Source organism: Burkholderia sp. AU45388, assembly GCF_030481585.1.
Lineage (GTDB): Bacteria > Pseudomonadota > Gammaproteobacteria > Burkholderiales > Burkholderiaceae > Burkholderia > Burkholderia sola.
The window spans coordinates 62637-86610 of the sequence record NZ_JAUJPV010000011.1; the positions used below are offsets into that span (position 1 = coordinate 62637).

Here is a 23974-nt window from a genome sequence, read left to right on the forward strand (position 1 = left end):
ATCGATGGCAACAAGAAAACGGTTCAACGGCCTCCAGGCCCCCTTTACGACGGTGTCCCCATGAACGACCACCAGCAGCCGCTCGCCGCGGTGCCCGCCGCACAAGGTCTGTACGACCCGCAAAACGAACACGACGCCTGCGGCGTCGGCTTCGTCGCTCACATCAAGGGCAAGAAGAGCCACGAGATCATCCAGCAGGGTCTGAAGATCCTCGAGAATCTCGATCACCGCGGCGCGGTGGGCGCCGATCCGCTGATGGGCGACGGCGCGGGCATCCTGATCCAGATTCCGGACGCGTTCTATCGCGAGGAAATGGCGAAGCAGGGCGTGGACCTGCCGCCGGCCGGCGAATACGGGGTGGGGATGATCTTCCTGCCGAAGGAGAACGCATCGCGTCTCGCGTGCGAGCAGGAGCTCGAGCGTACGGTGAAGGCCGAAGGCCAGGTCGTGCTCGGCTGGCGCGACGTGCCGGTCGACCATGCGATGCCGATCTCGCCGACGGTCAAGGCCAGCGAGCCGCTGATCCGCCAGATCTTCATCGGCCGCGGCAAGGACATCATGGTCACGGACGCGCTCGAGCGGAAGCTGTACGTGATCCGCAAGACCGCGAGCCACCGCATCCAGGCGCTGAAGCTCAAGCACGGCAAGGAATACTTCGTGCCGTCGATGTCGGCGCGCACGATCGTCTACAAGGGGCTGCTGCTCGCGGGCCAGGTCGGCGTGTACTACCGCGACCTGCAGGATCCGCGCGTCGTGTCGGCGCTCGCGCTCGTGCACCAGCGCTTCTCGACCAACACGTTCCCGGCATGGGAACTGGCTCACCCGTACCGGATGATCGCGCACAACGGCGAGATCAACACCGTGAAGGGCAACGTGAACTGGCTGAACGCGCGTACCGGCGCGATCGCGTCGCACGTGCTCGCCGACGATCTGCCGAAGCTGTGGCCGCTGATCTATCCGGGCCAGTCGGATACCGCATCGTTCGACAACTGTCTCGAACTGCTGGTGATGGCCGGCTACCCGCTCGTGCACGCGGTGATGATGATGATCCCGGAAGCGTGGGAGCAGCACACGCTGATGGACGAGAACCGCCGCGCGTTCTACGAATATCACGCCGCGATGATGGAGCCGTGGGACGGCCCGGCCGCGATCGCGTTCACCGACGGCCGCCAGATCGGCGCGACGCTCGACCGTAACGGCCTGCGCCCGGCGCGCTACATCGTGACCGACGACGACCTCGTCATCATGGCGTCGGAAGCCGGCACGCTGCCGATTCCCGAATCGAAGATCGTCAAGAAGTGGCGCCTGCAGCCGGGCAAGATGTTCCTGATCGACATGGAACACGGCCGCATCATCGACGACAAGGAACTGAAGGACAACCTCGCGAACGCGAAGCCGTACAAGAGCTGGATCGACGCGGTGCGCATCAAGCTCGACGAGATCGAGCCGAAGGCCGAGGAAGTCGCGGCCGGCCGCACGCAGGGCGCCGCGCTGCTCGACCGCCAGCAGGCGTTCGGCTATACGCAGGAAGACCTGAAGTTCCTGATGGCGCCGATGGCGCAGCAGGGCGAGGAAGCCGTCGGCTCGATGGGCAACGACTCGCCGCTGGCGGTGATGTCGAACAAGAACAAGACGCTCTATCACTACTTCAAGCAGCTGTTCGCGCAGGTCACGAACCCGCCGATCGACCCGATCCGCGAGAACATGGTGATGTCGCTCGTGTCGTTCATCGGCCCGAAGCCGAACCTGCTCGACACGAACAACATCAACCCGCCGATGCGTCTCGAAGTGTCGCAGCCGGTGCTCGACTTCAAGGACATCGCGAAGATCCGCGCGATCGACCAGTACACGGGCGGCAAGTTCAGCGCATACGAGCTGAACATCTGCTATCCGGTCGCCTGGGGCAAGGAAGGCATCGAGGCGCGTCTCGCGTCGCTGTGCGCGGAAGCCGTCGACGCGGTGAAGTCGGGCTACAACATGCTGATCGTGTCGGATCGCAAGACGGACGCCGAGCACGTCGCGATTCCCGCGCTGCTCGCCACGTCGGCGATCCACACGCACCTCGTCCAGCAAGGGCTGCGCACGAGCACGGGCCTCGTCGTCGAGACGGGCTCCGCGCGTGAGACGCACCACTTCGCGCTGCTCGCGGGCTACGGCGCGGAAGCCGTGCACCCGTACCTCGCGATGGAAACGCTCGCGAAGATGGCCGAAGGCCTGCCGGGCGACCTGTCGCCGGAGAAGGCCATCTACAACTTCACGAAGGCGGTCGGCAAGGGCCTGCAGAAGGTGATGTCGAAGATGGGCATCTCGACGTACATGTCGTACACGGGCGCGCAGATCTTCGAAGCGCTCGGCCTGTCGAGCGACCTCGTCGAGAAGTACTTCAAGGGCACGGCATCGAAGGTCGGCGGCATCGGCCTGTTCGAAGTCGCGGAAGAGGCGATTCGCCTGCACCGCGATGCGTTCGGCGACAGCCCGGTCCTGCGCGACATGCTCGACGCGGGCGGCGAGTACGCGTATCGCGTGCGCGGCGAGGACCACATGTGGACGCCGGATTCGATCGCGAAGCTGCAGCACGCGACGCGCAGCAACTCGTACCAGACGTACAAGGAATACGCGCACCTGATCAACGACCAGACGAAGCGTCACATGACGTTCCGCGGGCTGTTCGAGTTCAAGGTCGAGCCGACCAAGGCGATCCCGATCGACGACGTCGAGCCGGCGAAGGAGATCGTCAAGCGCTTCGCGACGGGCGCGATGTCGCTCGGCTCGATCAGCACCGAAGCGCACGCGACGCTCGCGGTCGCGATGAACCGGATCGGCGGCAAGTCGAACACCGGCGAAGGCGGCGAGGACCAGAAGCGTTACCGCAACGAGCTGCGCGGCATTCCGATCAAGTCGGGCGAGACGTTGAAGTCGGTGATCGGCGACGAGATCGTCAGCGACATTCCGCTGAAGGACGGCGATTCGCTGCGCTCGAAGATCAAGCAGGTCGCGTCGGGCCGCTTCGGCGTCACCGCCGAGTACCTGGCATCGGCCGACCAGATCCAGATCAAGATGGCGCAGGGCGCGAAGCCGGGCGAAGGCGGCCAGCTGCCGGGCCACAAGGTGTCGGAATACATCGGCAAGCTGCGTTACTCGGTGCCGGGCGTCGGCCTGATCTCGCCGCCGCCGCACCACGACATCTACTCGATCGAGGATCTGGCGCAACTGATCCACGACCTGAAGAACGTGAACCCGAGCGCGAGCATCTCCGTGAAGCTCGTGTCGGAAGTGGGCGTGGGCACGGTCGCGGCCGGTGTCGCGAAGGCGAAGGCCGATCACGTCGTGATCGCCGGCCATGACGGCGGCACGGGCGCGTCGCCGCTGTCGTCGGTCAAGCATGCGGGCACGCCGTGGGAGCTGGGCCTCGCCGAAACGCAGCAGACGCTGGTGCTGAACCGCCTGCGCGGCCGTATCCGCGTGCAGGCCGACGGCCAGATGAAAACGGGCCGCGACGTCGTGATCGGCGCGCTGCTCGGCGCGGACGAATTCGGCTTCGCGACGGCGCCGCTCGTCGTCGAAGGCTGCATCATGATGCGCAAGTGCCACCTGAACACGTGCCCGGTCGGCGTCGCGACGCAGGATCCGGTGCTGCGTGCGAAGTTCAAGGGCCAGCCCGAGCACGTCGTGAACTACTTCTTCTTCGTCGCCGAGGAAGTGCGGGAAATCATGGCGCAGCTCGGCATCGCGAAGTTCGACGACCTGATCGGCCGCGCCGACCTGCTCGACACGCGCAAGGGCATCGAGCACTGGAAGGCGAAGGGTCTCGACTTCTCGCGCGTGTTCTACCAGCCGGAAGAATGCGAGGACGTCGCGCCGCGTCACGTCGACGTGCAGGATCACGGCCTCGAGCGCGCGCTCGACCACGTGCTGATCGAGAAGGCGAAGGCCGCGATCGAGAACGGCGAGCATGTGTCGTTCATCCAGCCGGTGCGCAACGTGAACCGGACGGTCGGCGCGATGCTGTCGGGCGTGATCGCGAAGAAGCATGGCCACGACGGCCTGGCCGACGACGCGGTGCACATCCAGTTGAAGGGCACGGCCGGCCAGAGCTTCGGCGCGTTCCTCGCGAAGGGCGTGACGCTCGACCTCGTCGGCGACGGCAACGACTACGTCGGCAAGGGGCTGTCGGGCGGCCGGATCATCATCCGCCCGACCAACGACTTCCGCGGCAAGTCCGAGGAAAACATCATTTGCGGCAACACGGTGATGTACGGCGCGATCGAAGGCGAGGCCTTCTTCCGCGGCGTGGCCGGCGAGCGCTTCTGCGTGCGCAACTCGGGCGCGACGGCGGTCGTCGAAGGCACGGGCGACCACGGCTGCGAATACATGACGGGCGGCACGGTCGTCGTGCTCGGCGAGACCGGGCGCAACTTCGCGGCCGGCATGTCGGGCGGTCTCGCGTACATCTACGATCCGGAAGGCACGTTCGCGGCGAAGTGCAACAAGTCGATGGTCGCGCTCGAGCCGGTGCTGCAGCAGGCCGAGCAGGAGCGCACGGTCGACCGCGCGCTCTGGCACGAAGGCACGACGGACGAAGCGCTGCTCAAGGGGCTCGTCGAGCGTCATTTCCAGTTCACGGGTTCGCCGCGCGCGAAGTCGCTGCTGGAAAACTGGGACGCGGCGCGCCGCCAGTTCGTGAAGGTGTTCCCGCACGAATACAAGCGCGCGCTGGGCGAGATCGGTGCGAAGAAGGCGGCGAAGGAAGTGCTGGCCGCCTGAGCGACGAACGACATAGCGAATGCCGCGCGCGCCTGACGGCCGCGCGCGGCTCCCCCACCCGATACACCGAACAGAAGAGCACCTTATGGGCAAGGCAACCGGTTTTCTGGAGTTCGAACGCCGCCACGAGGCGTACGAAGCACCGCTCACGCGCGTGAAGCACTACAAGGAATTCGTCGCGGCACTGACCGACGCGGACGCGAAGATCCAGGGCGCGCGCTGCATGGATTGCGGCATCCCGTTCTGCAACAACGGCTGCCCGGTCAACAACATCATCCCGGACTTCAACGATCTCGTTTACCGCCAGGACTGGCAGCAGGCGATCGAAGTCCTGCATTCGACCAACAACTTCCCCGAGTTCACGGGCCGCATCTGCCCGGCGCCGTGCGAGGCGGCGTGCACGCTCGGGATCAACGACGACCCGGTCGGCATCAAGTCGATCGAGCACGCGATCATCGACAAGGCCTGGGCGGAAGGCTGGGTGAAGCCGCTGCCGGCCGAGCACAAGACCGGCAAGAAGGTCGCGGTCGTCGGTTCGGGCCCCGCGGGCCTCGCCGCCGCGCAGCAGCTCGCGCGCGCGGGCCACGACGTGACGGTGTTCGAGAAGAACGACCGCATCGGCGGCCTGCTGCGTTACGGGATTCCCGACTTCAAGCTCGAGAAGTGGCTGATCGATCGCCGCATGCGGCAGATGGAAGCGGAAGGCGTGACGTTCCGCACCAGCGTGTTCATCGGCAAGGATCCGCTGCCCGAGTCGATCGGCAGCCTCGCGAAGGAAACCATTTCGCCGGACACGCTGAAGGAAGAATTCGACGCGGTCGTGATCGCCGGCGGTTCGGAAACGCCGCGCGACCTGCCGGTGCCGGGCCGCGAGCTCGCGGGCGTTCATTTCGCGATGGACTTCCTGCCGCAGCAGAACCGCGTGAACGCGGGCGACAAGCTCGTCGACCAGCTGCTCGCGAAGGGCAAGCACGTGATCGTGATCGGCGGCGGCGATACGGGTTCGGACTGTGTCGGCACGTCGAACCGTCATGGCGCGAAGCAGGTCACGCAGTTCGAGCTGCTGCCGCAGCCGCCGGAAGAGGAAAACAAGCCGCTCGTGTGGCCGTACTGGCCGATCAAGCTGCGCACGTCGTCGTCGCACGACGAAGGCTGCGAGCGTGATTGGGCGGTCGCGACGAAGCGTCTCGAAGGCAAGAACGGCAAGGTCGAGAAGCTGATCGCGGTGCGCGTCGAGTGGAAGGACGGCAAGATGCAGGAAGTGCCGGGTTCCGAGTTCGAGATGAAGGCCGATCTCGTGCTGCTCGCGATGGGCTTCACGCAGCCGGCCGCGCCGGTGCTCGACGCGTTCGGCGTCGCGAAGGATGCGCGCGGCAATGCACGCGCGGCGACCGAAGGCGATCGTTCGTACTACACGTCGGTCGACAAGGTGTTCGCGGCAGGCGACATGCGTCGCGGCCAGTCGCTCGTGGTGTGGGCGATCCGCGAAGGCCGCCAGTGCGCGCGCTCGGTCGATGCGTACTTGATGGGGCATTCGGAACTGCCGCGCTGAGCTGAATCGCGAGCGGGTTTCGATGGAAGCCGGGCGTCCGAGAGGGCGCCCGGTTTTTTTGTGGAACCCAAAGGCGAGATAACTGCCGGAGAAGCCGGCCCGATGCCGCTAGTGAACGGATTCATCGTGCCGGCGTTGCTGGCACACGTGGAAGTTTCTGAACCTTCCCGAAGCTGGTGACGCGACCGTGGCAATCGATCGTCGCGACGTAGTTTCCGTCCGGTGCGCTCAGATCGAAAGCCCACCAGCCGTACGTTTCCGCATGGTAACGCGGCATGCCGACGAATTCCGCTCCATCCGGGTATATGTGCTGTTCGTTGGCGAATGCCACAATTTTTGCCTCAAGTTCTCCAGGGGGTATGTCCGGACAGTAGCCGTCGTCTTTCTCGTATCTTGCGATTCCTGCAACGACGAGAAATGCGATGAAGATCGCGACGGTCATCGCGACGACTGTAAGAACAATACCAATGACGCGTCGAGTAACGATCGAGATCATGGGGCTGTCGCTCCCGACAAGGGAAAGTTGAATGTCGCGCCCATTGAGGTCTATGGGCGTCCAGGGCGCATAAGGCCGCCAAACGATGGCCGGTGAACTGCCTGCGGGGGACGTGTTTGCGCATTCTGAACCGCTCTTTGGCCCGAGAACGACACTTCCTTTTCCCCGGTAAAGTAGATTTGATAGTCGGCATGTCCGAGAACCGAGCCCACTTCTCTCAAAACGGTAGTCATCCACTCTTGCAGGAACGGTCGATTGGAACTATCTGCATCGAACTTGTCGGGATTCAACGTGTAGGAGCCGGTGAAGCGATAGCTGTTGTCCTCCTGCATCGTCAGAGTCCCTCGTACGTGCCCCGAGACGCGCCCTACGGTCGTGGCGGACCAGAAATCGTGGGCCCCGTGATTGAACACGTTTGTGCTAAATGGCCCGTCGATCGAGTAGGTGCCCGGACCATATCCTGGATTATCGATGCTGTCCTGGATCAACTTGAAATCGGAGACACTCATTCTCAAGTTCATGGATTCGAGATTGATCGACCTCCGCTCGCCGTTTCCGAATACCCAGTAGTAGACGGCCCCGATGAACATAAAGGGGTTGCCGTAGAACTGGAATTCGGAGACTGGGCGGATCCCGTTCAGCTGATTTGCATAGATACCGAACAGTGTCGATACATCACCATATCGACCCAGGGCGACATTGAGACTGTATGAGTTCGCTCCAGGGAAGTTTTGATAACCGCCTCGTGCCAACCATCCAGTAAATTCGCCGACCAGAGTCAGTTGGTTGCGCCAGAATATCTCGTTGCGGTGCTCGAACAGGAATTTGAAGAACTCCTCGGTGACCGAAATCATGTCGCCGTGGTCTGCGTTGTTGAACATCTCGGTCGCGGAACAATATCTGCCGAAGCACAGTAGTTTGGGATAGCCCAGTGCGGCTTCAGACATTGAGCCTCCACCACCAACCTTGTTTGAGAATCCGTCCAGACTGGGGAGGCGCGGTGCGGTCACCGAAATTTCTGGCAAGACGTTCGTTTGTGCCAAACATATTGATTGTTTCAGCAGCGCATAGATGGGAAGGGATGCAGCCCCCGCGACGAGTATTCGTCTCTTATGTCGTTGTGTCTGTTCGGCACGGACAACACGTTCCAATGAATGGTTTGATTTCCTCATGTTTTACCCCGTCTGTGAAAAAGATTTGTAGTCCGAAGCGGATAGCATTCGCTTTTTGTGTGTGTCGCTGCAAGCGGAGCTTTATGTATCGCTATCTTTGAAACGGAGAAGATGTGCTGATTTCGTCACCAGTTGGACTGGATACACACGATTTGCGTCGAAGTGGCAGACAGGGGGCGCCAGCATTGAGGATTGGCCCAATCGCGTGGTGAGGCTTCTCCGGCGTGGCACGGCGGTATTGCTTGCGACACTTTTGGACGATCGATAGACAACTGGTCCGCTCGTGTGAGCAGCACGAGGAGAAGAGAGGCACATTGCGTAGCCGGTTTGGCAGTCCGCTATTTCAAATGTTTCCGAGTGTCAAAGGTCGCGAATTTCCAGCAGCAGTATTTTGCTTTGGATTGCTACTTGGCACCGAGTCAAGTACTCCACGTGAAGGGCGATCGGCGGGGGCCTCAATCCCGGGCATTCATTCCTCCGCTGCGCAGCCCGCATCTTCCCGAAGCGTCGCCTAACCTGATCACATCTGGCACTGATTTTTCGTGATCCCGTAGCCTTTCATTTTGTAATAATCCTTGAAAACTGTCATATCATGTCGCCCCTCGGGCCGCGTTCGCGGTCGTCGCACATGACTGACGCTATTGACAAGGACTCTGGATGGAAGCATTCGCGCATGGGCTGATCGACGCCGTCAACGGCGTATTGTGGAACTACGTGCTGATCGCGCTGCTGCTTGGCGCGGGTGCGTGGTTCACGTTGCGGTTCCGGATGATCCAGCTGAAGGCGCTGTTCCTCAGCATGAAGCTGGTGGGCAGCAAGGGTGAACCGGGCAGCATCTCGTCGTTCCAGGCGTTCGCGACCGGGCTCGCGAGCCGCGTCGGCACCGGCAACATCGCCGGCGTCGCGGTCGCGCTGACGGTCGGCGGCCCCGGCGCGATCTTCTGGATGTGGATGACCGCGCTCGTCGGGATGTCGTCCGCGTTCGTCGAGGCGACGCTCGCGCAGATCTTCAAGGTGTCGCACGCGGACGGCAGCTATCGCGGCGGCCCCGCGTACTACATCCAGACCGGCCTGCGCTCGCGCGGCTTCGGCGTGCTGTTCTCGCTGTCGCTGATCCTGGCGTTCGGCTTCGTGTTCAACGCGGTGCAGGCCAACGCGATCGCCGACGCGTTCCATACGTCGTTCGGCTGGCGCCGCGAGACGGTCGGTGTCGGTCTCGTGCTGCTCTCCGCGCCGATCATCTTCGGCGGCATCCGTCGCATCGCGACGGTCGCGCAGGTGATCGTGCCGCTGATGGCGATCGGCTACCTCGCGCTCGCCGTCTACGCGGTCGCGACGCACATCGCGCTGGTGCCCGGCGTGATCGCGTTGATCGTGAAGAGCGCGTTCGGTTTTGAGCAGGCGGCCGGCGGCCTGACCGGCTATGCGGTCAGCCAGGCGATCGCGATCGGCGTGAAGCGCGGGCTGTTCTCGAACGAGGCGGGGATGGGCAGCGCGCCGAACGCGGCCGCGACCGCCAGCACCCGCCACCCCGTCACGCAGGGGCTGATCCAGATGCTTGGCGTGTTCGTCGATACGATCGTGATCTGCAGCGCGACCGCGTTCGTGATCCTGCTGTCGGGCGAGTACGCGCTCGGCACCGGGATGGAAGGCGCGGCGCTCACGCAACGCGCGATCTCGAGCCACGTCGGCGGCTGGGGCGGCATCTACATGGCCGTCGCGATCTTCTTCCTCGCGTTTTCGTCGGTGATCGGCAACTACGCGTATGCGGAAGGCAACGTCGAATTCATCACGAAGCGGCGCGGCGTGCTGCCGCTGTTCCGTATTGCCGTGCTCGGCATGGTGATGTTCGGCAGCGTCGGGCAGTTGCCGCTCGTGTGGGCGATGGCCGATACGAGCATGGGGCTGATGGCGATCATCAACCTGATCGCGATTCTCGCGCTCGGCAAGTACGCGCACGCCGCGTGGGCCGACTATCGCCGCCAGCGCGCGGCGGGCGTCGCCGATCCGGTGTTCACGCGCAACACGATCCCCGAGCTCGCGCGCGTGCTGCCGGCCGACGTGTGGGGCGAGCACGGTCCGTTGCCGCAGCGTCAGGCGTCGGCCGATGCGGTGGCCGAAGTGCGCGTGACGGTGCGCGAGTCATGAACGGCGACCGGCTCCGTGCGTTCGTCGCGCTGATGCCCGATGCGGCGTCGCGCGACGCGCTGCACGCGTTGCCGGTCGCCCGTGGCGCACGGCGGTGCGCCGGGGCGCCGGGGCGGCCCGTCGAGCTGCGCATCGAAGCGCTGACGCTGTTCGAAAGCCGGCTGTCGCAGGCGGGCGTGTCGCATCGGCCGATCGTGTCGGCGCCGATCGCCGCGACCGAAGGCCGGCGAACGCCGCGGTAGCGACATGCGCCGACGGCCGCGCGCCATGCCGCCGGTCGCGACCGCGCATCGCATCGACGGTATGATCCGCCGGCTGCACTACCCGTCGTAGCGCGCGAGCGTCAGCCCCGCCAGATCGATCTCCGGCACGCGCCCGGTGACGAGATCCGCGACCACCTTTCCCGACCCCATCGACATCGCCCAGCCCGTCGAGCCGTGGCCGACGTTGAGCCACAAGCCATCGATCCCGCTCGCGCCGAGCAGCGGCGGCCCGTCGGGCGTCATCGGCCGGCGCCCGACCCAGAAGCGCGCGGACGCGCGGTCGGCCGCATGCGGGAACCAGTCGTCGAGCACCTTCATCAGCGTGTCGAGCGCCTGTTGCCGCAGCGTCGCGCGGCGGTTGCCGAGCTCCGCGGTGCCCGCGACGCGCAGCGTCGGGCCGAAGCGCGTGATCGCGGTCTTCAGCGATTCGTCCATCAGCGCGGCGCACGGCGCCTTTTCGTCGTCGACGACCGCGAGCGTGGCCGAGTAGCCCTTCACCGGATACAGCGGCACGTCGATGCCGTGCGGTCGGAGCAGGCCGGCGCTGTCGACGCCGAGCGCGACGACGATCGCGTCGGCGGCGAGCTGTGCATCGCGTTGAACGGCCGCGCCTGCGTCGAGCGAGTCGACCCGCACGCCGCGCACCTTGCCGCCCGCGACATCGAGCGCCCGAATCGCGGTGCGGAACCGGAACGTCACGCCGTTCGCTTCGCACAGCGCTCGCAACTCGCGCGTGAAGCGCGCGCAGTCGCCGGCTTCGTCGTCGGGCAGGTAGATGCCGCCGACGGGGGCCTGCCTGGCCCAGCGCAGGCCCGGCTCGATCGCGGTGCAGCTGGTCGCGTCCAGTTCGCGAAACGCGATGCCGGCATCGCGCAGTACCTTCAGCGCGGGCTGCGCCATCTCGACGTCGAACGCGCCGCGCAGCAGTTGCAGGTAGCCGCGGCTCGCGCCGTAGTCGAAGGGATAACGCTCGCGAAACGCATGCAGGCACGCGCGGCTGTAATACGCGATGCGCTGCATCCGCTGCTTGTTCACGCGGAACCGCTCGAATTCGCATTCGCGCAGCCAGCGCGCGATCCAGCGCCACTGCGCGGCATCGAGCGTCGGCCGGAAGATCAGCGGCGACGCGGGCTTGAACAGGTACTTGAGGATCTTGCCGGGCATCCCGGGCGCGGCCCACGGCGTCACGTAGCCGGGCGCGATCACACCCGCGTTGCCGAGGCTCGTCGCTTGCGCGACGTCGGCCTCGCGTTCGATCACGGTGACGTCGCAGCCTGCTTCGCGCAGGTGCCAGGCGGTGGTGACGCCGATCACGCCGGCGCCGAGAACGATCACGTGCATGCGGAGTCCGGAACGAGGCGGTGGCTCACGACGCGACGGCAGGATCGTCGGCGAGCGACTTGCCGCGCGTTTCCGGCAGCACGAGCGCCGCGACGATCACGAGCAGGTAGCCGCCGCCCGCGACGAGGCCGATCGCCTTCACGAGCGACATCGATTGCGACAGCGCGCCGACGAGAATCGGGAAGAACGAGCCGAGCCCGCGGCCGAGGTTGTAGCAGAAGCCCTGGCCCGAGCCGCGGATCGCACCCGGATACAGCTCCGACAGATACGCGCCGACGCCCGCGAAGATCCCTTGCACGACGATGCCGAGCGGAAAGCCGAGCAGCAGCATCGCGGTATCGGTGATCGGCAGCATCGTGTACGCCATGCCGAGCGAGAACGAGCCGATCGCGAACAGGATGAAGGATGCGCGGCGGCCGAGCCGGTCGGACAGGATTGCGCCGACCACGTAGCCGACGAACGAGCCGACGATCAGCACGACCAGATAACCGCTCGTGTTGAACACCGACAGGTGACGTACGGTTTTGAGATAGGTGGGCAGCCACGTCGTGATCGCGTAGTAGCCGCCGAGCATGCCGGTGCACAGCGCGCTGCCGAACAGCGTCGCGCGCAGGTGCGGCGGCGAGAAGATTTCGAGGAAGTGGCCCGACAGGCGGCCTTCGTCGCGTGCGCGGCGCGTGGCCGTGTAGATGTCGGGATCGCTGACGTTGCGGCGGATGTACAGGATCCACAGCGAGGGCACGATGCCGATCCAGAAGCATGCGCGCCACGCGGCCTGCTCGGGCAGCAGCGCGAAGAACGCCCAGTAGAGGATCGCGGCGGCGCCCCAGCCGAACGACCAACTGCTCTGCACGGTGCCGACGGCCTTCGCGCGATGCTCGGGCGAGCGGATCGTCTCGGCCATCATGATCGTCACGACCGACCATTCGCCGCCGAAGCCGAAACCCTGCAGCGTGCGCGTCGCCAGGAGCTGCCAGAACGAATGCGTGAAGCCGGACAGGCACGTGAACAGCGCGAACGTCGCGATCGTCCACTGCAGCACGCGCACGCGGCCGTAGCGGTCGGCGAGGATGCCGGCGACCCAGCCGCCGATCGCCGACGAGATCAGCGAACTGGTCGCGATCATCCCGGCCTCGCTCTTCGTCATGCCCCAGGTGGCGATCAGCGTCGGAATCAGGAACGAATAGATCATGAAGTCGAACGCATCGACCGCATAGCCGCCGAAGCCGGCGTACAGCGTCCGGCGCTCGCGCGTCGACAATTCGTTGAACCACTGGAATGCCTGCATGCTTGCCGCCCCCTCTCGTCTTGTCTCGTGCCGCGCTACCGCGTCGCGGTTATTTTACGGGCGCGATCCGGCGCGCCAAAAAGGCGGAGGCAGGGTCGTGCGGGAAAGCAGGCAGGCGGAAAGACGCGTCAGAGCGTCAGGCCGCCGTCGACGTGGATGACCTGGCCGGTGATCTGCCGCGCCGCGTCCGACAGCAGGAACCCAATCAGCGCGGCGACGTCGTCGGGTTCGGCGATCCGGCCGAGCGGCGTCGCCTGTTCGGCCTGCGCCCATGCGGCGGCGTTGCCGGCGCTCGGCCCGTGGTCCTTGCGCGTGAAGCCCGGCGCGACCGCGTTGACGGTGATGCCGTGCGCGGCGAATTCGGCGGCCGCGCTACGCACGAGCGACTCGAGCGCGGCTTTCGCGGCGGCGGTCGCCGCGAACGGCGCATCGGCGCGATAACGGTGCGCGACGAACGAACTGACCGCGACGATCCGCGGTGCGGCCGATGCTTCGAGCAGCGGCCGCGCGCGGCCCGCGAGTGCGGAGAACGCACCGGGCATCGCCGCGAACGCGGATGCGAGCGCATCCGCGCAGAGGTCGGAAAAGGATTGCCGCGCGGCGAAGCCGGCGTTCGCGACGAGCTGGTCGAGCCCGCCGAAGCGGGCGGCGGCGGCATCGACGATCTCGGCGGCAATACCCGGTTCGCCGAGATCGCCGGTCAGCGTCAGGCATTCCGCGCCGGCAGCCGTGCACGCTTGTGCGACGTCGGCGAGCCGCGCGCGTGCCGCGTCGTCCGCGCCGCGCGCATGCAGCGCCAGCGCGACGCCGGGCGCCGCGAGCCGCCGCGCGAGCGCCGCGCCGATCCCCGAACCGGCGCCGGTGATCAGCGCGATCCGCGCGACGTGCGCGGCGCGTGGGTTCACGCGGCGACCTTGTCGTCGTCGTTCACGCGTTCGACGTTGATCGTGCCGACGTGGAACGCGGCCAGCGATTCGCGGTGCGCGATGCTGACGATCGCGGCCTTCGGCAGCCGTTCGGCGAACAGGTGATAGAGGCGCCCTTCGTTGTCGGCGTCGAGCGCGCTGGTCGCTTCGTCGAGGAACAGGAAGTCCGGCTTGTGCAGCAGCACGCGCGCGCCGGCCAGACGCTGCTGCTCGCCCGGCGACAGCACGCGGGTCCAGTGGCCGGTCTCGTCGAGACGCCCGACGTAATCCTCGAGGCGGCACGCGCGCAGCGCGTCGCGGCACGCTTCGTCGCTGAACGCGTCGGGCGTCGCCGGATAGGTGAGCGCGGCCTTCAGCGTGCCGATCGGCAAATAGCTGGTTTGCGGCACGAACATCATGCGTGCACCGACCGGCGCGTCGATCGCGCCGTCGCCGAACGGCCACAGGCCCGCGAGCGCGCGCATGAACGTGCTCTTGCCGGAACCCGACTTGCCGATCACGAGCCAGCGCGAACCGGGCTCGATCGTGACGTCGCCGATGTTCGCGAGCGCGTTGCCGTTCGGCAGCGCGAGCTTGAGCGACGACGTGGACAGTTTCGCGGCGTCGACGTAGTGCAGGTTGATGCCGCCGTGCTCGGTCGCGGGCGACAGGCTTTCCTTCAGGTGCGACGTGCCCATCACGCGCTTGAATTCGCGCAGACGGTTGACGGTGGCGCGCCATTCGACGAGGGTCGAGTAGCTGTTGATGAACCACGAGAACGAATCGCTGACGGTGCCGAACGCGGACGAGATCTGCATCAGCACGCCGAACGAGAACGCGCCGGCAAAGTAGCGCGGCGCGGCCACGACGAGCGGGAAGATGATCGCGATCTGCCCGTAGAAGCTCAGCACGAACGTGAGCCGCTTCGTGTACTTCATCACGCGCCACCAGTTGTCGCGGATGCGCATGAAAAGGGTCTGCGCGTTGCCGGCCTCGGTTTTCTCGCCGTCGTAGAACGCGATCTGCTCGGCGTTCTCGCGCACGCGGATCAGCCCGAAGCGGAAATCGGCCTCGACGCGCTGCTGCTGGTAGTTGATCGACACGAGCGGATGGCCGACCTTCTGGATGATCAGCGAGCCGACCACCGCGTACAGCGCGGCGGCCCACACCATGTAGCCGGGAATCGCGATCGGCGTCGCGCCGAGCGTGAACGTCAGCGCGCCGGCGAGCGACCACAGGATCGTGATGAACGACACGAGCGTGACGACCGTCGACAGCAGGTCGAGCGACAGCGCGAGCGTCGTGGTCGCGAACGACTGGAGGTCGTCGGTGATCCGCTGGTCGGGGTTGTCGGCGAGACGGTCACGTTCGATCCGGTAGAACGCGCGATCGCCGAGCCACTGGCCGAGGAAGCGGTCGGTGAGCCACTGGCGCCAGCGGAAGCCGAGCATCTGCCGCAGGTAGCGGCCGTACACGGCGAGGATGATGAACGCGAAGGCGAGCGCGGAGAACTGCATCAGCAGGTTCGGGAAGTCGTGGACGTCCTTCGACTGCAGCGCGTTGTAGAACTGCGCGTTCCATTTGTTGAGCCGGACGTTGATCCAGACCACGCAGAGGTTGATCGCGATGATCGTGACCAGCAACCCCCACGCGATTTTCCATTCGGACGATACCCAGTAGGGCTTGATGAGGCTCCATGCGGATACCGGGCGCTCGTCCTGCGGCGCGTCGGAGGCGGAGCGGACGGGATCGATCGATTGGGTCATGTGCTTCCTGATGATGAGCCGGCGCGCGGGCCGGGCGAAACCGGGCGCGCGCCGCGATACGGCATGCCGGGGCGCGGCGCTGATTGACGGCGGGCGTCCGGATGGTCGCCCGTGCGTCTTAAACGGCACTTAAAAACCGGCGGTGACGCGGCAACCGGCCGCTCGCGCGGCCGGCCTGCGGGCATTGTGCCAGAGCGGTGCGGCAGCCCGGCGAATTTGCCGCAGGGGGACAGTTTGCGGCGGTTTCCGCTTTTATGGTCTAATGGCCGACGACGAAACAGGGGTGCTTCGTGGCGCGGCCGGCGGATGTTCCGGGCAGCGCGGCGAGGCTGAGAAAGACCCTTCGCACCCGATCCGGGTAATACCGGCGAGGGAAGTTTCTGATCCCGCCGGGCCGCGCTGGCCGCCATCCCACATGGTCAGCGCCCGAGTCCCGCCCGGCCGGCCTTTGCTGCCGGTTTCGTCCTTTTGGGTACGCGCATTGCGCGTTACGGAAGGAATGATGGCCGCACAATCTTCAGTCTTTTGCAGGGCTCCCGCCCCGATGCCGCGTGCGTTCGCATGCGGCGGCGCGTGCGCGTCGGCGTTCGTCGCGCGTGACCGCGCGGAGGGCGCGCGATGAACGTCCGGGATGCACGACCCGATTTCGCGGTGCTCGGCGGCGGCCTCGTCGGCCGCCTGATCGCGTGGCGGCTCGCGGGCGACGGCCATCGCGTCGCGCTCTACGAGCGCGGCGGCCCGGACGGCGAGCAGTCGGCCGCGTGGATCGCGGCCGCGATGCTCGCGCCGCTCGCGGAAGCGGCGAGCGCGGAACTGCTGATCACCGAGCTCGGCGTCGCGTCGCTCGCGCGCTGGCCGCAGTGGCTCGCGGAATTGCCCGAACCCGTTTTCTTCCAGCAGCACGGCACGCTCGTCGTCTGGCATCACGCGGACCGCGCGGAGGCGCCGCTGTTCGAGCGGCGCGTGCGCGCGAATGCGCCGGCCGAGCTGTTCGACGGCGGCTTCGTGACGCTCGCCGGCGCGCAGGTCGATGCGGCCGAACCCGCGCTCGCGGGCCGCTTCGCGCGCGGGCTGATGCTGCCGCGCGAAGGGCAGCTCGACAATCGCCAGGCGCTGCGCGCGCTCGCGGCGGGCCTCGCCGAACGCGGTGTCGCGCTGCACTGGCACGCGCCGGTCGACGACGCGAACCTGCCCGCCGCGCATTTCACGATCGATTGCCGCGGGCTCGGCGCGAAACCCGCGCTGCCCGCGCTGCGCGGCATCCGCGGCGAAGTCGCGCGCGTGCACGCGCCCGGCATCGGGCTGACCCGGCCCGTGCGGCTGCTGCATCCGCGCTACCCGCTGTACGTCGCGCCGAAGCAGGACGATCTCTACGTGATCGGCGCGACCGAGGTGGAGGGCGAGGACATGTCGCCCGTCAGCGTGCGCTCCGCGCTCGAACTGCTGAGCGCGGCGTTCTCCGTGCATCCGGCGTTCGGCGAGGCGCGCATCCTCGAACTCAACGCGCAGTGCCGGCCGACGCTGCCCGATCATCGCCCGGCGGTGATCTGGGACGGCGCATCGACGCTCGCCGTCAACGGTTTGTACCGGCACGGCTTCATGATCGCGCCGGAAGTCGCGCACGCGGCCGTCGCGTTCGCGCAAGCCGCGCTCGGCGGCAAGCTCGGCGACGCCGACGCGTTCGCCGCGTGGCGCGACGCCGCCCGCTGGCCGACGCTGCTTCATCACCGCGACGACGCGCGCCAGCCGGCCTGACGCGCGCCGCCGACCGAATCCGACCCAGCCTCATGGATATCCAGATCAATCAACAGACCCTGACGTTGCCCGACGGCGCGACCGTGGCCGATGCGCTGGCCGCGTACGGCGCGCGCCCGCCGTACGCGGTGGCGCTGAACGGCAACTTCGTCGCGCGCACGCAGCATGCGGCGCGCGCGCTCGCGGCGGGCGACAAGCTCGACGTCGTGCACCCCGTCGCGGGCGGCTGAGCGCCGCCGGTTCGTCCCCGCTCTTCCAGGAAAACGACATGACGTCCCACTCCTCCGCCGACGCGCTGACGCTGTACGGCGTAACCTTCGCCAGCCGCGTGCTGCTCGGCACGTCGCGCTATCCGTCGCTGCAGTCGCTGTCCGATTCGATCGCGGCGTCGCGCCCCGGGATGGTGACGGTCGCGCTGCGCCGCCAGATGACGGGCGGCACGGCCGAAGCCGGCTTCTTCGACCTGCTCAAGCGCCACGCGGTGCCGCTGCTGCCGAACACCGCGGGCTGCCAGACCGTCGCCGAAGCGGTGACGACCGCGCACATGGCCCGCGAGGTATTCGACACCGACTGGATCAAGCTCGAACTGATCGGCGACGACTACACGCTGCAGCCCGATCCGGTCGGGCTGATCGAAGCCGCCGCGCAACTGGTCAAGGATGGCTTCAAGGTGCTGCCGTACTGCACCGAGGATCTCGTGATCGGCCGGCGCCTGCTCGACGTCGGCTGCGAGGCGCTGATGCCGTGGGGCGCCCCGATCGGCACCGGCAAGGGCGTCGTGAACCCGTACGGGCTGCGCGTGCTGCGCGAACGGCTGCCGGACGTGCCGCTGATCGTCGACGCGGGGCTCGGCGTGCCGTCGCACGCGTGCCAGGTGATGGAATGGGGTTTCGACGGCGTGTTGCTGAACACGGCCGTGTCGCAGGCCACGCACCCGGAAATCATGGCGCGCGCGTTCGCGCAGGGCGTCGAGGCCGGCCGAGCGGCGTATCTCGCCGGCCCGATGGATGCGCGCGAAACCGCGCACGCGAGCACGCCGGTCGTCGGGATGCCGTTCTGGCACCAGGACGGGGGCGGCGCATGAGCGCGCGCTTCGCCGACGCGTTCTGGCCGCCGGCCGACGAGCTGGCCGAAGCGGCCGAGCGGATTCGCGCGCGGCTCGGCGACTGGCCGGATGGCGCGGCGCCGTGGCGGCTCTGCGTGGCGGTGCCCGACGTGCCCGCCGACGGCGACGTGCTGATCGTGTCGGCCGGCGATCGTGCCGCGCAGGCGCGCGCGTCGGCCGTGTCGCGGCCTGCGTCGCCGGACGCGGTGGCGATCGAATTCGACGAGCAGGGCGCCGTGCTGCATGCGGCCGGCGTGCGTTACGCACTGGACGCCGCGCATCCGCTCGCGGACGACTGGATCGCGGCGCTCGCCGCGTTCCTCGATTGCGGCTTCGCGCCGGTCGACGCGCTGGTGCTCGCGCTGGCGTGGCGCGACGGCGACGAGACGCGCGCCGCCGACGCATGGCCGGTCGATGCCGCGCGGTTCCCGCGCGTCGCCGGGCTGCCGCCCCCGCCGGAGCCCGCGTTCGCGCCGTGCCCCGCGCGGCTCGGCCTCTATCCGGTCGTGCCGAGCGCCGAATGGGTCGAACGCGTGCTCGACGGCGGCGCGCGAACCGTGCAACTGCGCGTGAAGGATGCGGCGCCGGACGCGCTGCGCCACGAAATCGCGCGCGCGGTGGCCGCCGGGCGCCGCTATCCGGATGCGCGCGTGTTCATTAACGATCACTGGCAGATCGCTGCAGAAGAAGGTGCGTACGGCGTGCATCTCGGCCAGGAGGACCTCGAAACGGCCGATCTGGCCGCGATCGCGCGCGCGGGCCTGCGGCTCGGACTTTCGAGCCACGGTTATTACGAGATGGTGCGGGCGCTGCACGAGCGGCCGAGCTATCTCGCGCTCGGCCCCGTGTACGCGACCGCCACCAAGGCCGTCGCCGCGCCGCCGCAGGGCCTCGCGCGGATTGCCCGCTACGCGCGCGTCGCCGGCGCGAGCGCGCCGCTCGTCGCGATCGGCGGGGTGGGGCTCGACACGCTGCCGGCCGTGCTGGCGACGGGCGTCGGCAGCGTCGCGGTGGTCAGCGCGGTCACCGGCGCGACCGACTATCGGACGGCGCTTGTTGCGCTGCAGCAGTGCTTTGCCGGACAATTTGACAATCATTGACCGCAGGGCCCGCAACGCCGTCACGACATCATTCCAATGCAGGCCCTATAATTCCGCGTTCTGCGTAAAAGGACTGTCAGCTCCGTGAGCCCCACTCCTACCGAGACCCTGCTGGAACTTCGCGACGTCGACTTTGGCTACGGCGACCGCCTCGTCCTGTCCAACCTGAACCTGCGCTTCGGGCGCGGGCAGGTCGTCGCGGTCATGGGCGGCTCGGGTTGCGGCAAGACCACCGTGCTGCGCCTGATCGGCGGCCTCGTGCGCGCGAATCGCGGCCAGGTGCTGTTCGACGGCGCCGACGTTGGTGCGCAAACGCGCGACGGCCTGTATGCGCTGCGCCGCAAGATGGGCATGCTGTTCCAGTTCGGCGCGTTGTTTACCGACATGTCGGTGTTCGAGAACGTCGCATTCGCGCTGCGCGAACATACCGACCTCCCCGACGACCTGATCCGCGACCTGGTGCTGATGAAGCTGAACGCGGTCGGGCTGCGCGGCGCGCGCGACCTGATGCCGTCCGAGGTGTCGGGCGGGATGGCGCGCCGCATCGCGCTCGCCCGCGCGATCGCGCTCGATCCGCAGCTCATCATGTACGACGAGCCGTTCGCGGGCCTCGATCCGATCTCGCTCGGCATCACCGCGAACCTGATCCGCACGCTGAACGAGGCGCTGGGCGCGACGTCGATCCTCGTCACGCACGACGTGCCGGAATCGTTCGCGATCGCCGACTACGTGTATTTTCTGGCCAATGGCGGCGTGCTCGCGCAGGGCACGCCCGACGAGCTGCGCGCGTCGACCGATCCGAGCGTGCGGCAATTCATCGACGGCGCGCCGGACGGCCCGTTCAAATTTCATTACACGAGCCCGCCGCTCGCAGCGGATTTCGGGCTCGGCGGAGGGCGCGCATGATCAGCGCGATCGGACGTTACGTCATCGGCGGCCTCGAGCGGGCGGGCTACGGCACGCGCCTGTTCGTGCGCCTCGTGCTGGAATTCTTCCCGCTGCTGCGCCGGCCGCGGCTGGTCACGAAGCAGATCCACTTCCTCGGCAACTATTCGTTCGTGATCATCGCCGTGTCGGGGCTGTTCGTCGGCTTCGTGCTCGGCCTGCAGGGGTACTACACGCTGAACCGCTACGGTTCCGAGCAGGCGCTCGGCCTGCTGGTCGCGCTGTCGCTCGTGCGCGAGCTCGGGCCGGTCGTCACCGCGCTGCTGTTCGCGGGCCGCGCGGGCACGTCGCTCACGGCCGAGATCGGCCTGATGAAGGCCGGCGAGCAGCTCACCGCGCTCGAGATGATGGCGGTCGACCCGATCAAGAACGTGATCGCGCCGCGCATGTGGGCGGGCATCATCGCGATGCCGCTCTTGGCCGCGATCTTCAACGCGGTCGGCGTGCTCGGCGGGTACTTCGTCGGCGTCGTGCTGATCGGCGTCGATCCGGGTGCGTTCTGGTCGCAGATGCAGGGCGGGGTCCAGGTCTGGGCCGACGTCGGCAACGGCGTGATCAAGAGCGTCGTGTTCGGCTTCGCCGTGACCTTCATTGCACTGTTTCAAGGGTATGAAGCGAAGCCCACGCCCGAAGGCGTGTCGCGCGCGACCACCAAGACGGTCGTGTTCGCGTCGCTCGCCGTACTCGGCCTCGATTTCCTGCTGACCGCGCTGATGTTCAGCTAAGCCTCAGCCAAGCCAAATTTTGGGATGACGATGAAAAAGACTGCTCTCGACTTCTGGGTCGGCCTGTTCGTGGTGGTGGGCTTCCTTGCGGTGCTGTTCCTGGCGCTGAAGGTCGGCAACATGAGTTCGCTGTCGTTTCAGCCGACCTACTCGGTGAGGATGAAATTCGACAATATCGGCGGGTTGAAGCCGCGCGCGGCCGTGAAGAGCGCGGGCGTCGTGGTCGGCCGCGTGAAGTCGATCGGCTTCGATACCAACACGTACCAGGCGCTCGTCACGATCGACGTCGACGGCCAATACCCGTTCCCGAAGGATTCGTCGGCGAAGATCCTGACGTCGGGCCTGCTCGGCGAGCAATATATCGGCCTCGAGCCGGGGGGCGACACCGAAATGCTGAAGTCGGGCGATACGATCACGATGACGCAATCGGCGATCGTGCTCGAGAACCTGATCGGCCAGTTCCTGTACAGCAAGGCCGCCGATGCGGGCGGTGCGAAGCCGGCGGCCGGCGCATCGGCCGCCGCGCCCGCCGCACCGGCGCCGGTGGCGGTGCCGGCGTCGGCGGTGTCCGGTTCGGCCGGCCAATAACCACACGAGAGAAAACAAGAGGGAATGACCATGCACACGATCCGCATCAGGCACGCCGCGCTGGCGATGGCGGCAGTCGCCGCGTTGAGCGGCTGCGCGACCGTGCAGACGCCGACCAAGGGCGATCCGCTCGAAGGCTTCAACCGGACGATGTACAAGTTCAACGACACCGTCGACACGTATGCGTTGAAGCCGGTCGCGAAGGGCTACCAGTACGTGGTGCCGCAGCCGGTGCGCGACAGCGTGACGAACTTCTTCTCGAACATCGGCGACGTCTACATCGCGGCGAACAACATCGTGCAACTGCGGATCGCGGACGGCGTCGGCGACATCATGCGCGTCGTGATCAACACGGTGTTCGGCGTCGGCGGCCTGTTCGACGTCGCGACGATCGCGAAGCTGCCGAAGCACACGGCCGACTTCGGGATCACGATGGGCCGCTATGGCATGCCGTCGGGCCCATATCTCGTGCTGCCGCTGCTCGGCCCGAGCACGCTGCGCGACACGGCCGGCCTCGGCGTCGACTACGTCGGCAACCCCCTCACCTACGTGAAGCCGGACGGCCTGAGCTGGGGCCTGTTCGGCGTGAACCTGGTCAACACGCGCGCGAACCTGCTCGGCGCGGGCGATGTGCTCGATGCCGCGGCACTCGACAAGTATTCGTTCGTGCGCAACGCGTACCTGCAGCGTCGCCAGATGCTGATCAGCAACGCGCGCGGCGAGGCTGCCGTGACGTCGAGCAACGACGCGCTGCCGAAGTACGACCTGCCGGAAGACGGCGCGGCACCGGCGGCAGCCGGCGCGGCCGGTACGGCGGGGGCGGCAGCGGTGGGCGGCGCGGCGCCGGCGCCGGCATCGGGCGCGGCGGTTGCTGCACCGGCCTCGGGTGCGGCCGAATCGCCCAATCCGGCCAGCGAGACGAACGTGCCGGCGATGCAGGTGGCGCCGCCGTCGCCGGGCGGGTTCCGGTTCCCGAGCATCCGGCTGCACTGACGGATTTACATTCGTTACAGCCGGAAACGATTCAGTCGGTAGCGTAGGCGAACTTGCGCGTAAGCTACCTGCTCCAACCTTCGCATCGACTCATTCATGCAGGCCACTATGATGAAAAAACTGTTCCTGATCCCCGTTTTCGCGGCGCTGTTCTCGTTCGGCAGCGCGGCTCACGCGCAAGTCGACCAGTCGAACCCGCAGGTGCTGATCAAGACGGCGACGCAGCAGGTGCTCGACGAAGTCAAGCAGCAGACGATCAAGCAGGGCGACACCAACCGCATCATCTCGATCGTCAACAAGGACATCCTGCCGTACACCGATTTCCGTCGCACTACGCAGCTCGCGATGGGCCGCAACTGGCGCACGGCGACGGCCGAGCAGCAACAGCAGGTTCAGGAGCAGTTCAAGCTGCTGCTGATCCGCACGTATTCGGGCGCACTCGCGCAGCTGAAGCCGGACCAGCAGATCCAGTACCCGCCGTTCCGCGCCGACCCGGCCGACACCGACGTCGTGGTCAAGACGGTCGCGATGAACAACGGCCAGCCGGTCCAGATCGATTACCGCCTGTACAAGACGGCGAACGGCTGGAAGGTGTATGACCTGAACGTGCTCGGCGCGTGGCTGATCCAGACGTACCAGCAGCAGTTCAACGAGAAGATCCAGCAAAGCGGCGTGGAAGGGCTGATCCAGTTCCTGACGCAGCGTAACCAGCAACTTGCCTCCGGCAAGCAAGCGTCGTGAGCGGCTTCGAAGCCGGTTCCTCGCTGACCGTCGCGAGCGCGAAGTCGGCGCTCGCTGACGGTCTTGCGCGCATCGGCGCGGGTGCGACCGCCGTCGATTGCGCGGCGCTCACGCAGTTCGACTCGTCCGCGCTCGCCGTGCTGCTCGCATGGCAACGCGCCGCCCAAGCGCGCGGCGCGGCCCTCGACATCCTCAATCTCCCTCCGAAGCTCGCCAGCCTCGCGCGCGCCTACGGCGTCGACGCGCTCATCGAAGGCACCGGCCGACATTGACCCTGTCCGATCGAAGTCTGCCGCGCCAGCCGGCGCGCGCACGCTTCGGGCCGCG

General features: G+C 66.9%; 20 protein-coding genes and 1 riboswitch. Of the genes, 14 read left to right on the forward strand and 6 right to left on the reverse strand.

Going from position 1 to position 23974, the window contains the following annotated elements; genetic code table 11:
* Positions 1–60 precede the first annotated feature (60 nt).
* A complete protein-coding gene (locus QZM72_RS18820) occupies positions 61–4764 on the forward strand; it encodes a glutamate synthase-related protein (protein WP_301738929.1) in 4704 nt (1567 codons plus the stop codon).
* An 85-nt stretch (positions 4765–4849) separates the two neighbouring features.
* Positions 4850–6316 (forward strand): glutamate synthase subunit beta, encoded by a 1467-nt coding sequence (locus tag QZM72_RS18825; protein ID WP_301738930.1) that lies wholly within the window; start codon positions 4850–4852, stop codon positions 6314–6316.
* A gap of 121 nt (positions 6317–6437) precedes the next feature.
* On the opposite strand, the gene QZM72_RS18830 is transcribed toward QZM72_RS18825, so the two are convergent.
* Together QZM72_RS18830 and QZM72_RS18835 are read right to left on the reverse strand one after the other, a co-directional pair.
* Entirely contained in the window at positions 6438–6812 is a 375-nt protein-coding gene (locus QZM72_RS18830; RefSeq protein ID WP_301738932.1) for a hypothetical protein, read from the reverse strand.
* Between the two features lie 50 nt (positions 6813–6862).
* Positions 6863–7759, reverse strand: a complete 897-nt coding sequence (locus tag QZM72_RS18835) for a lipid II-degrading bacteriocin (protein ID WP_301738934.1) — start codon at positions 7757–7759, stop codon at positions 6863–6865.
* 882 nt (positions 7760–8641) lie between these two features.
* Here QZM72_RS18835 and QZM72_RS18840 point away from each other — a divergent pair.
* Positions 8642–10132: a sodium:alanine symporter family protein gene (locus QZM72_RS18840; RefSeq protein WP_301738935.1), complete on the forward strand. Its 1491-nt coding sequence runs from the start codon at positions 8642–8644 to the stop codon at positions 10130–10132.
* On the forward strand, positions 10129–10374 hold the full coding sequence (locus QZM72_RS18845; RefSeq protein WP_301738936.1) for a hypothetical protein: 246 nt from the start codon (positions 10129–10131) through the stop codon (positions 10372–10374). The genes QZM72_RS18840 and QZM72_RS18845 overlap by 4 nt, the downstream gene beginning before the upstream one ends.
* 78 nt (positions 10375–10452) lie before the next feature.
* On the opposite strand, the gene QZM72_RS18850 is transcribed toward QZM72_RS18845, so the two are convergent.
* The 4 genes from QZM72_RS18850 to QZM72_RS18865 form a co-directional block, all read right to left on the reverse strand.
* Positions 10453–11736, reverse strand: a complete 1284-nt coding sequence (locus QZM72_RS18850; RefSeq protein WP_301738937.1) for a D-amino acid dehydrogenase — start codon at positions 11734–11736, stop codon at positions 10453–10455.
* 25 nt (positions 11737–11761) lie between these two features.
* The gene (locus QZM72_RS18855; protein ID WP_301738938.1) at positions 11762–13024 is read right to left on the reverse strand and encodes an MFS transporter; all 1263 of its coding nucleotides are present in this window, start codon (positions 13022–13024) and stop codon (positions 11762–11764) included.
* 128 nt (positions 13025–13152) lie between these two features.
* Positions 13153–13929 (reverse strand): SDR family oxidoreductase, encoded by a 777-nt coding sequence (locus tag QZM72_RS18860; protein WP_301738939.1) that lies wholly within the window; start codon positions 13927–13929, stop codon positions 13153–13155.
* Positions 13926–15695 carry an ABC transporter ATP-binding protein/permease gene (locus QZM72_RS18865; protein ID WP_089466487.1) on the reverse strand — a complete coding sequence of 590 codons (1770 nt, stop codon included), beginning with the start codon at positions 15693–15695 and terminating at the stop codon, positions 13926–13928. The genes QZM72_RS18860 and QZM72_RS18865 overlap by 4 nt, the downstream gene beginning before the upstream one ends.
* Before the next feature lie 269 nt (positions 15696–15964).
* A riboswitch (TPP riboswitch) is annotated at positions 15965–16088 on the forward strand.
* Between the two features lie 225 nt (positions 16089–16313).
* Between QZM72_RS18865 and QZM72_RS18870 the strand changes: the two genes are divergently transcribed.
* The 10 genes from QZM72_RS18870 to QZM72_RS18915 all read left to right on the forward strand — a co-directional run bounded on the left by QZM72_RS18870 (position 16314) and on the right by QZM72_RS18915 (position 23919).
* On the forward strand, positions 16314–17450 hold the full coding sequence (locus QZM72_RS18870) for an FAD-dependent oxidoreductase (RefSeq protein WP_089466488.1): 1137 nt from the start codon (positions 16314–16316) through the stop codon (positions 17448–17450).
* A gap of 32 nt (positions 17451–17482) precedes the next feature.
* Positions 17483–17680 (forward strand): sulfur carrier protein ThiS, encoded by a 198-nt coding sequence (gene thiS / locus QZM72_RS18875; RefSeq protein WP_027783340.1) that lies wholly within the window; start codon positions 17483–17485, stop codon positions 17678–17680.
* A gap of 38 nt (positions 17681–17718) precedes the next feature.
* A complete protein-coding gene (locus QZM72_RS18880; RefSeq protein WP_089466489.1) occupies positions 17719–18534 on the forward strand; it encodes a thiazole synthase in 816 nt (271 codons plus the stop codon).
* Positions 18531–19655, forward strand: coding sequence for a thiamine phosphate synthase (gene thiE, locus QZM72_RS18885; RefSeq protein WP_301738941.1), 1125 nt, complete (start codon positions 18531–18533; stop codon positions 19653–19655). Before QZM72_RS18880 ends, thiE begins: the two co-directional genes overlap by 4 nt.
* Before the next feature lie 84 nt (positions 19656–19739).
* Positions 19740–20561, forward strand: a complete 822-nt coding sequence (locus tag QZM72_RS18890) for an ABC transporter ATP-binding protein (RefSeq protein WP_301738942.1) — start codon at positions 19740–19742, stop codon at positions 20559–20561.
* Positions 20558–21325: a lipid asymmetry maintenance ABC transporter permease subunit MlaE gene (gene mlaE / locus QZM72_RS18895; protein ID WP_089466492.1), complete on the forward strand. Its 768-nt coding sequence runs from the start codon at positions 20558–20560 to the stop codon at positions 21323–21325. The genes QZM72_RS18890 and mlaE overlap by 4 nt, the downstream gene beginning before the upstream one ends.
* Positions 21326–21349: 24 nt before the next feature.
* The gene (mlaD, locus tag QZM72_RS18900; RefSeq protein WP_301738943.1) at positions 21350–21913 is read left to right on the forward strand and encodes an outer membrane lipid asymmetry maintenance protein MlaD; all 564 of its coding nucleotides are present in this window, start codon (positions 21350–21352) and stop codon (positions 21911–21913) included.
* A 30-nt stretch (positions 21914–21943) separates the two neighbouring features.
* The gene (locus tag QZM72_RS18905; protein ID WP_301738981.1) at positions 21944–22906 is read left to right on the forward strand and encodes a VacJ family lipoprotein; all 963 of its coding nucleotides are present in this window, start codon (positions 21944–21946) and stop codon (positions 22904–22906) included.
* Between the two features lie 111 nt (positions 22907–23017).
* Positions 23018–23647 (forward strand): phospholipid-binding protein MlaC, encoded by a 630-nt coding sequence (locus QZM72_RS18910; RefSeq protein ID WP_301738944.1) that lies wholly within the window; start codon positions 23018–23020, stop codon positions 23645–23647.
* The gene (locus tag QZM72_RS18915; protein ID WP_011546610.1) at positions 23644–23919 is read left to right on the forward strand and encodes a lipid asymmetry maintenance protein MlaB; all 276 of its coding nucleotides are present in this window, start codon (positions 23644–23646) and stop codon (positions 23917–23919) included. Before QZM72_RS18910 ends, QZM72_RS18915 begins: the two co-directional genes overlap by 4 nt.
* Positions 23920–23974 lie beyond the last annotated feature (55 nt).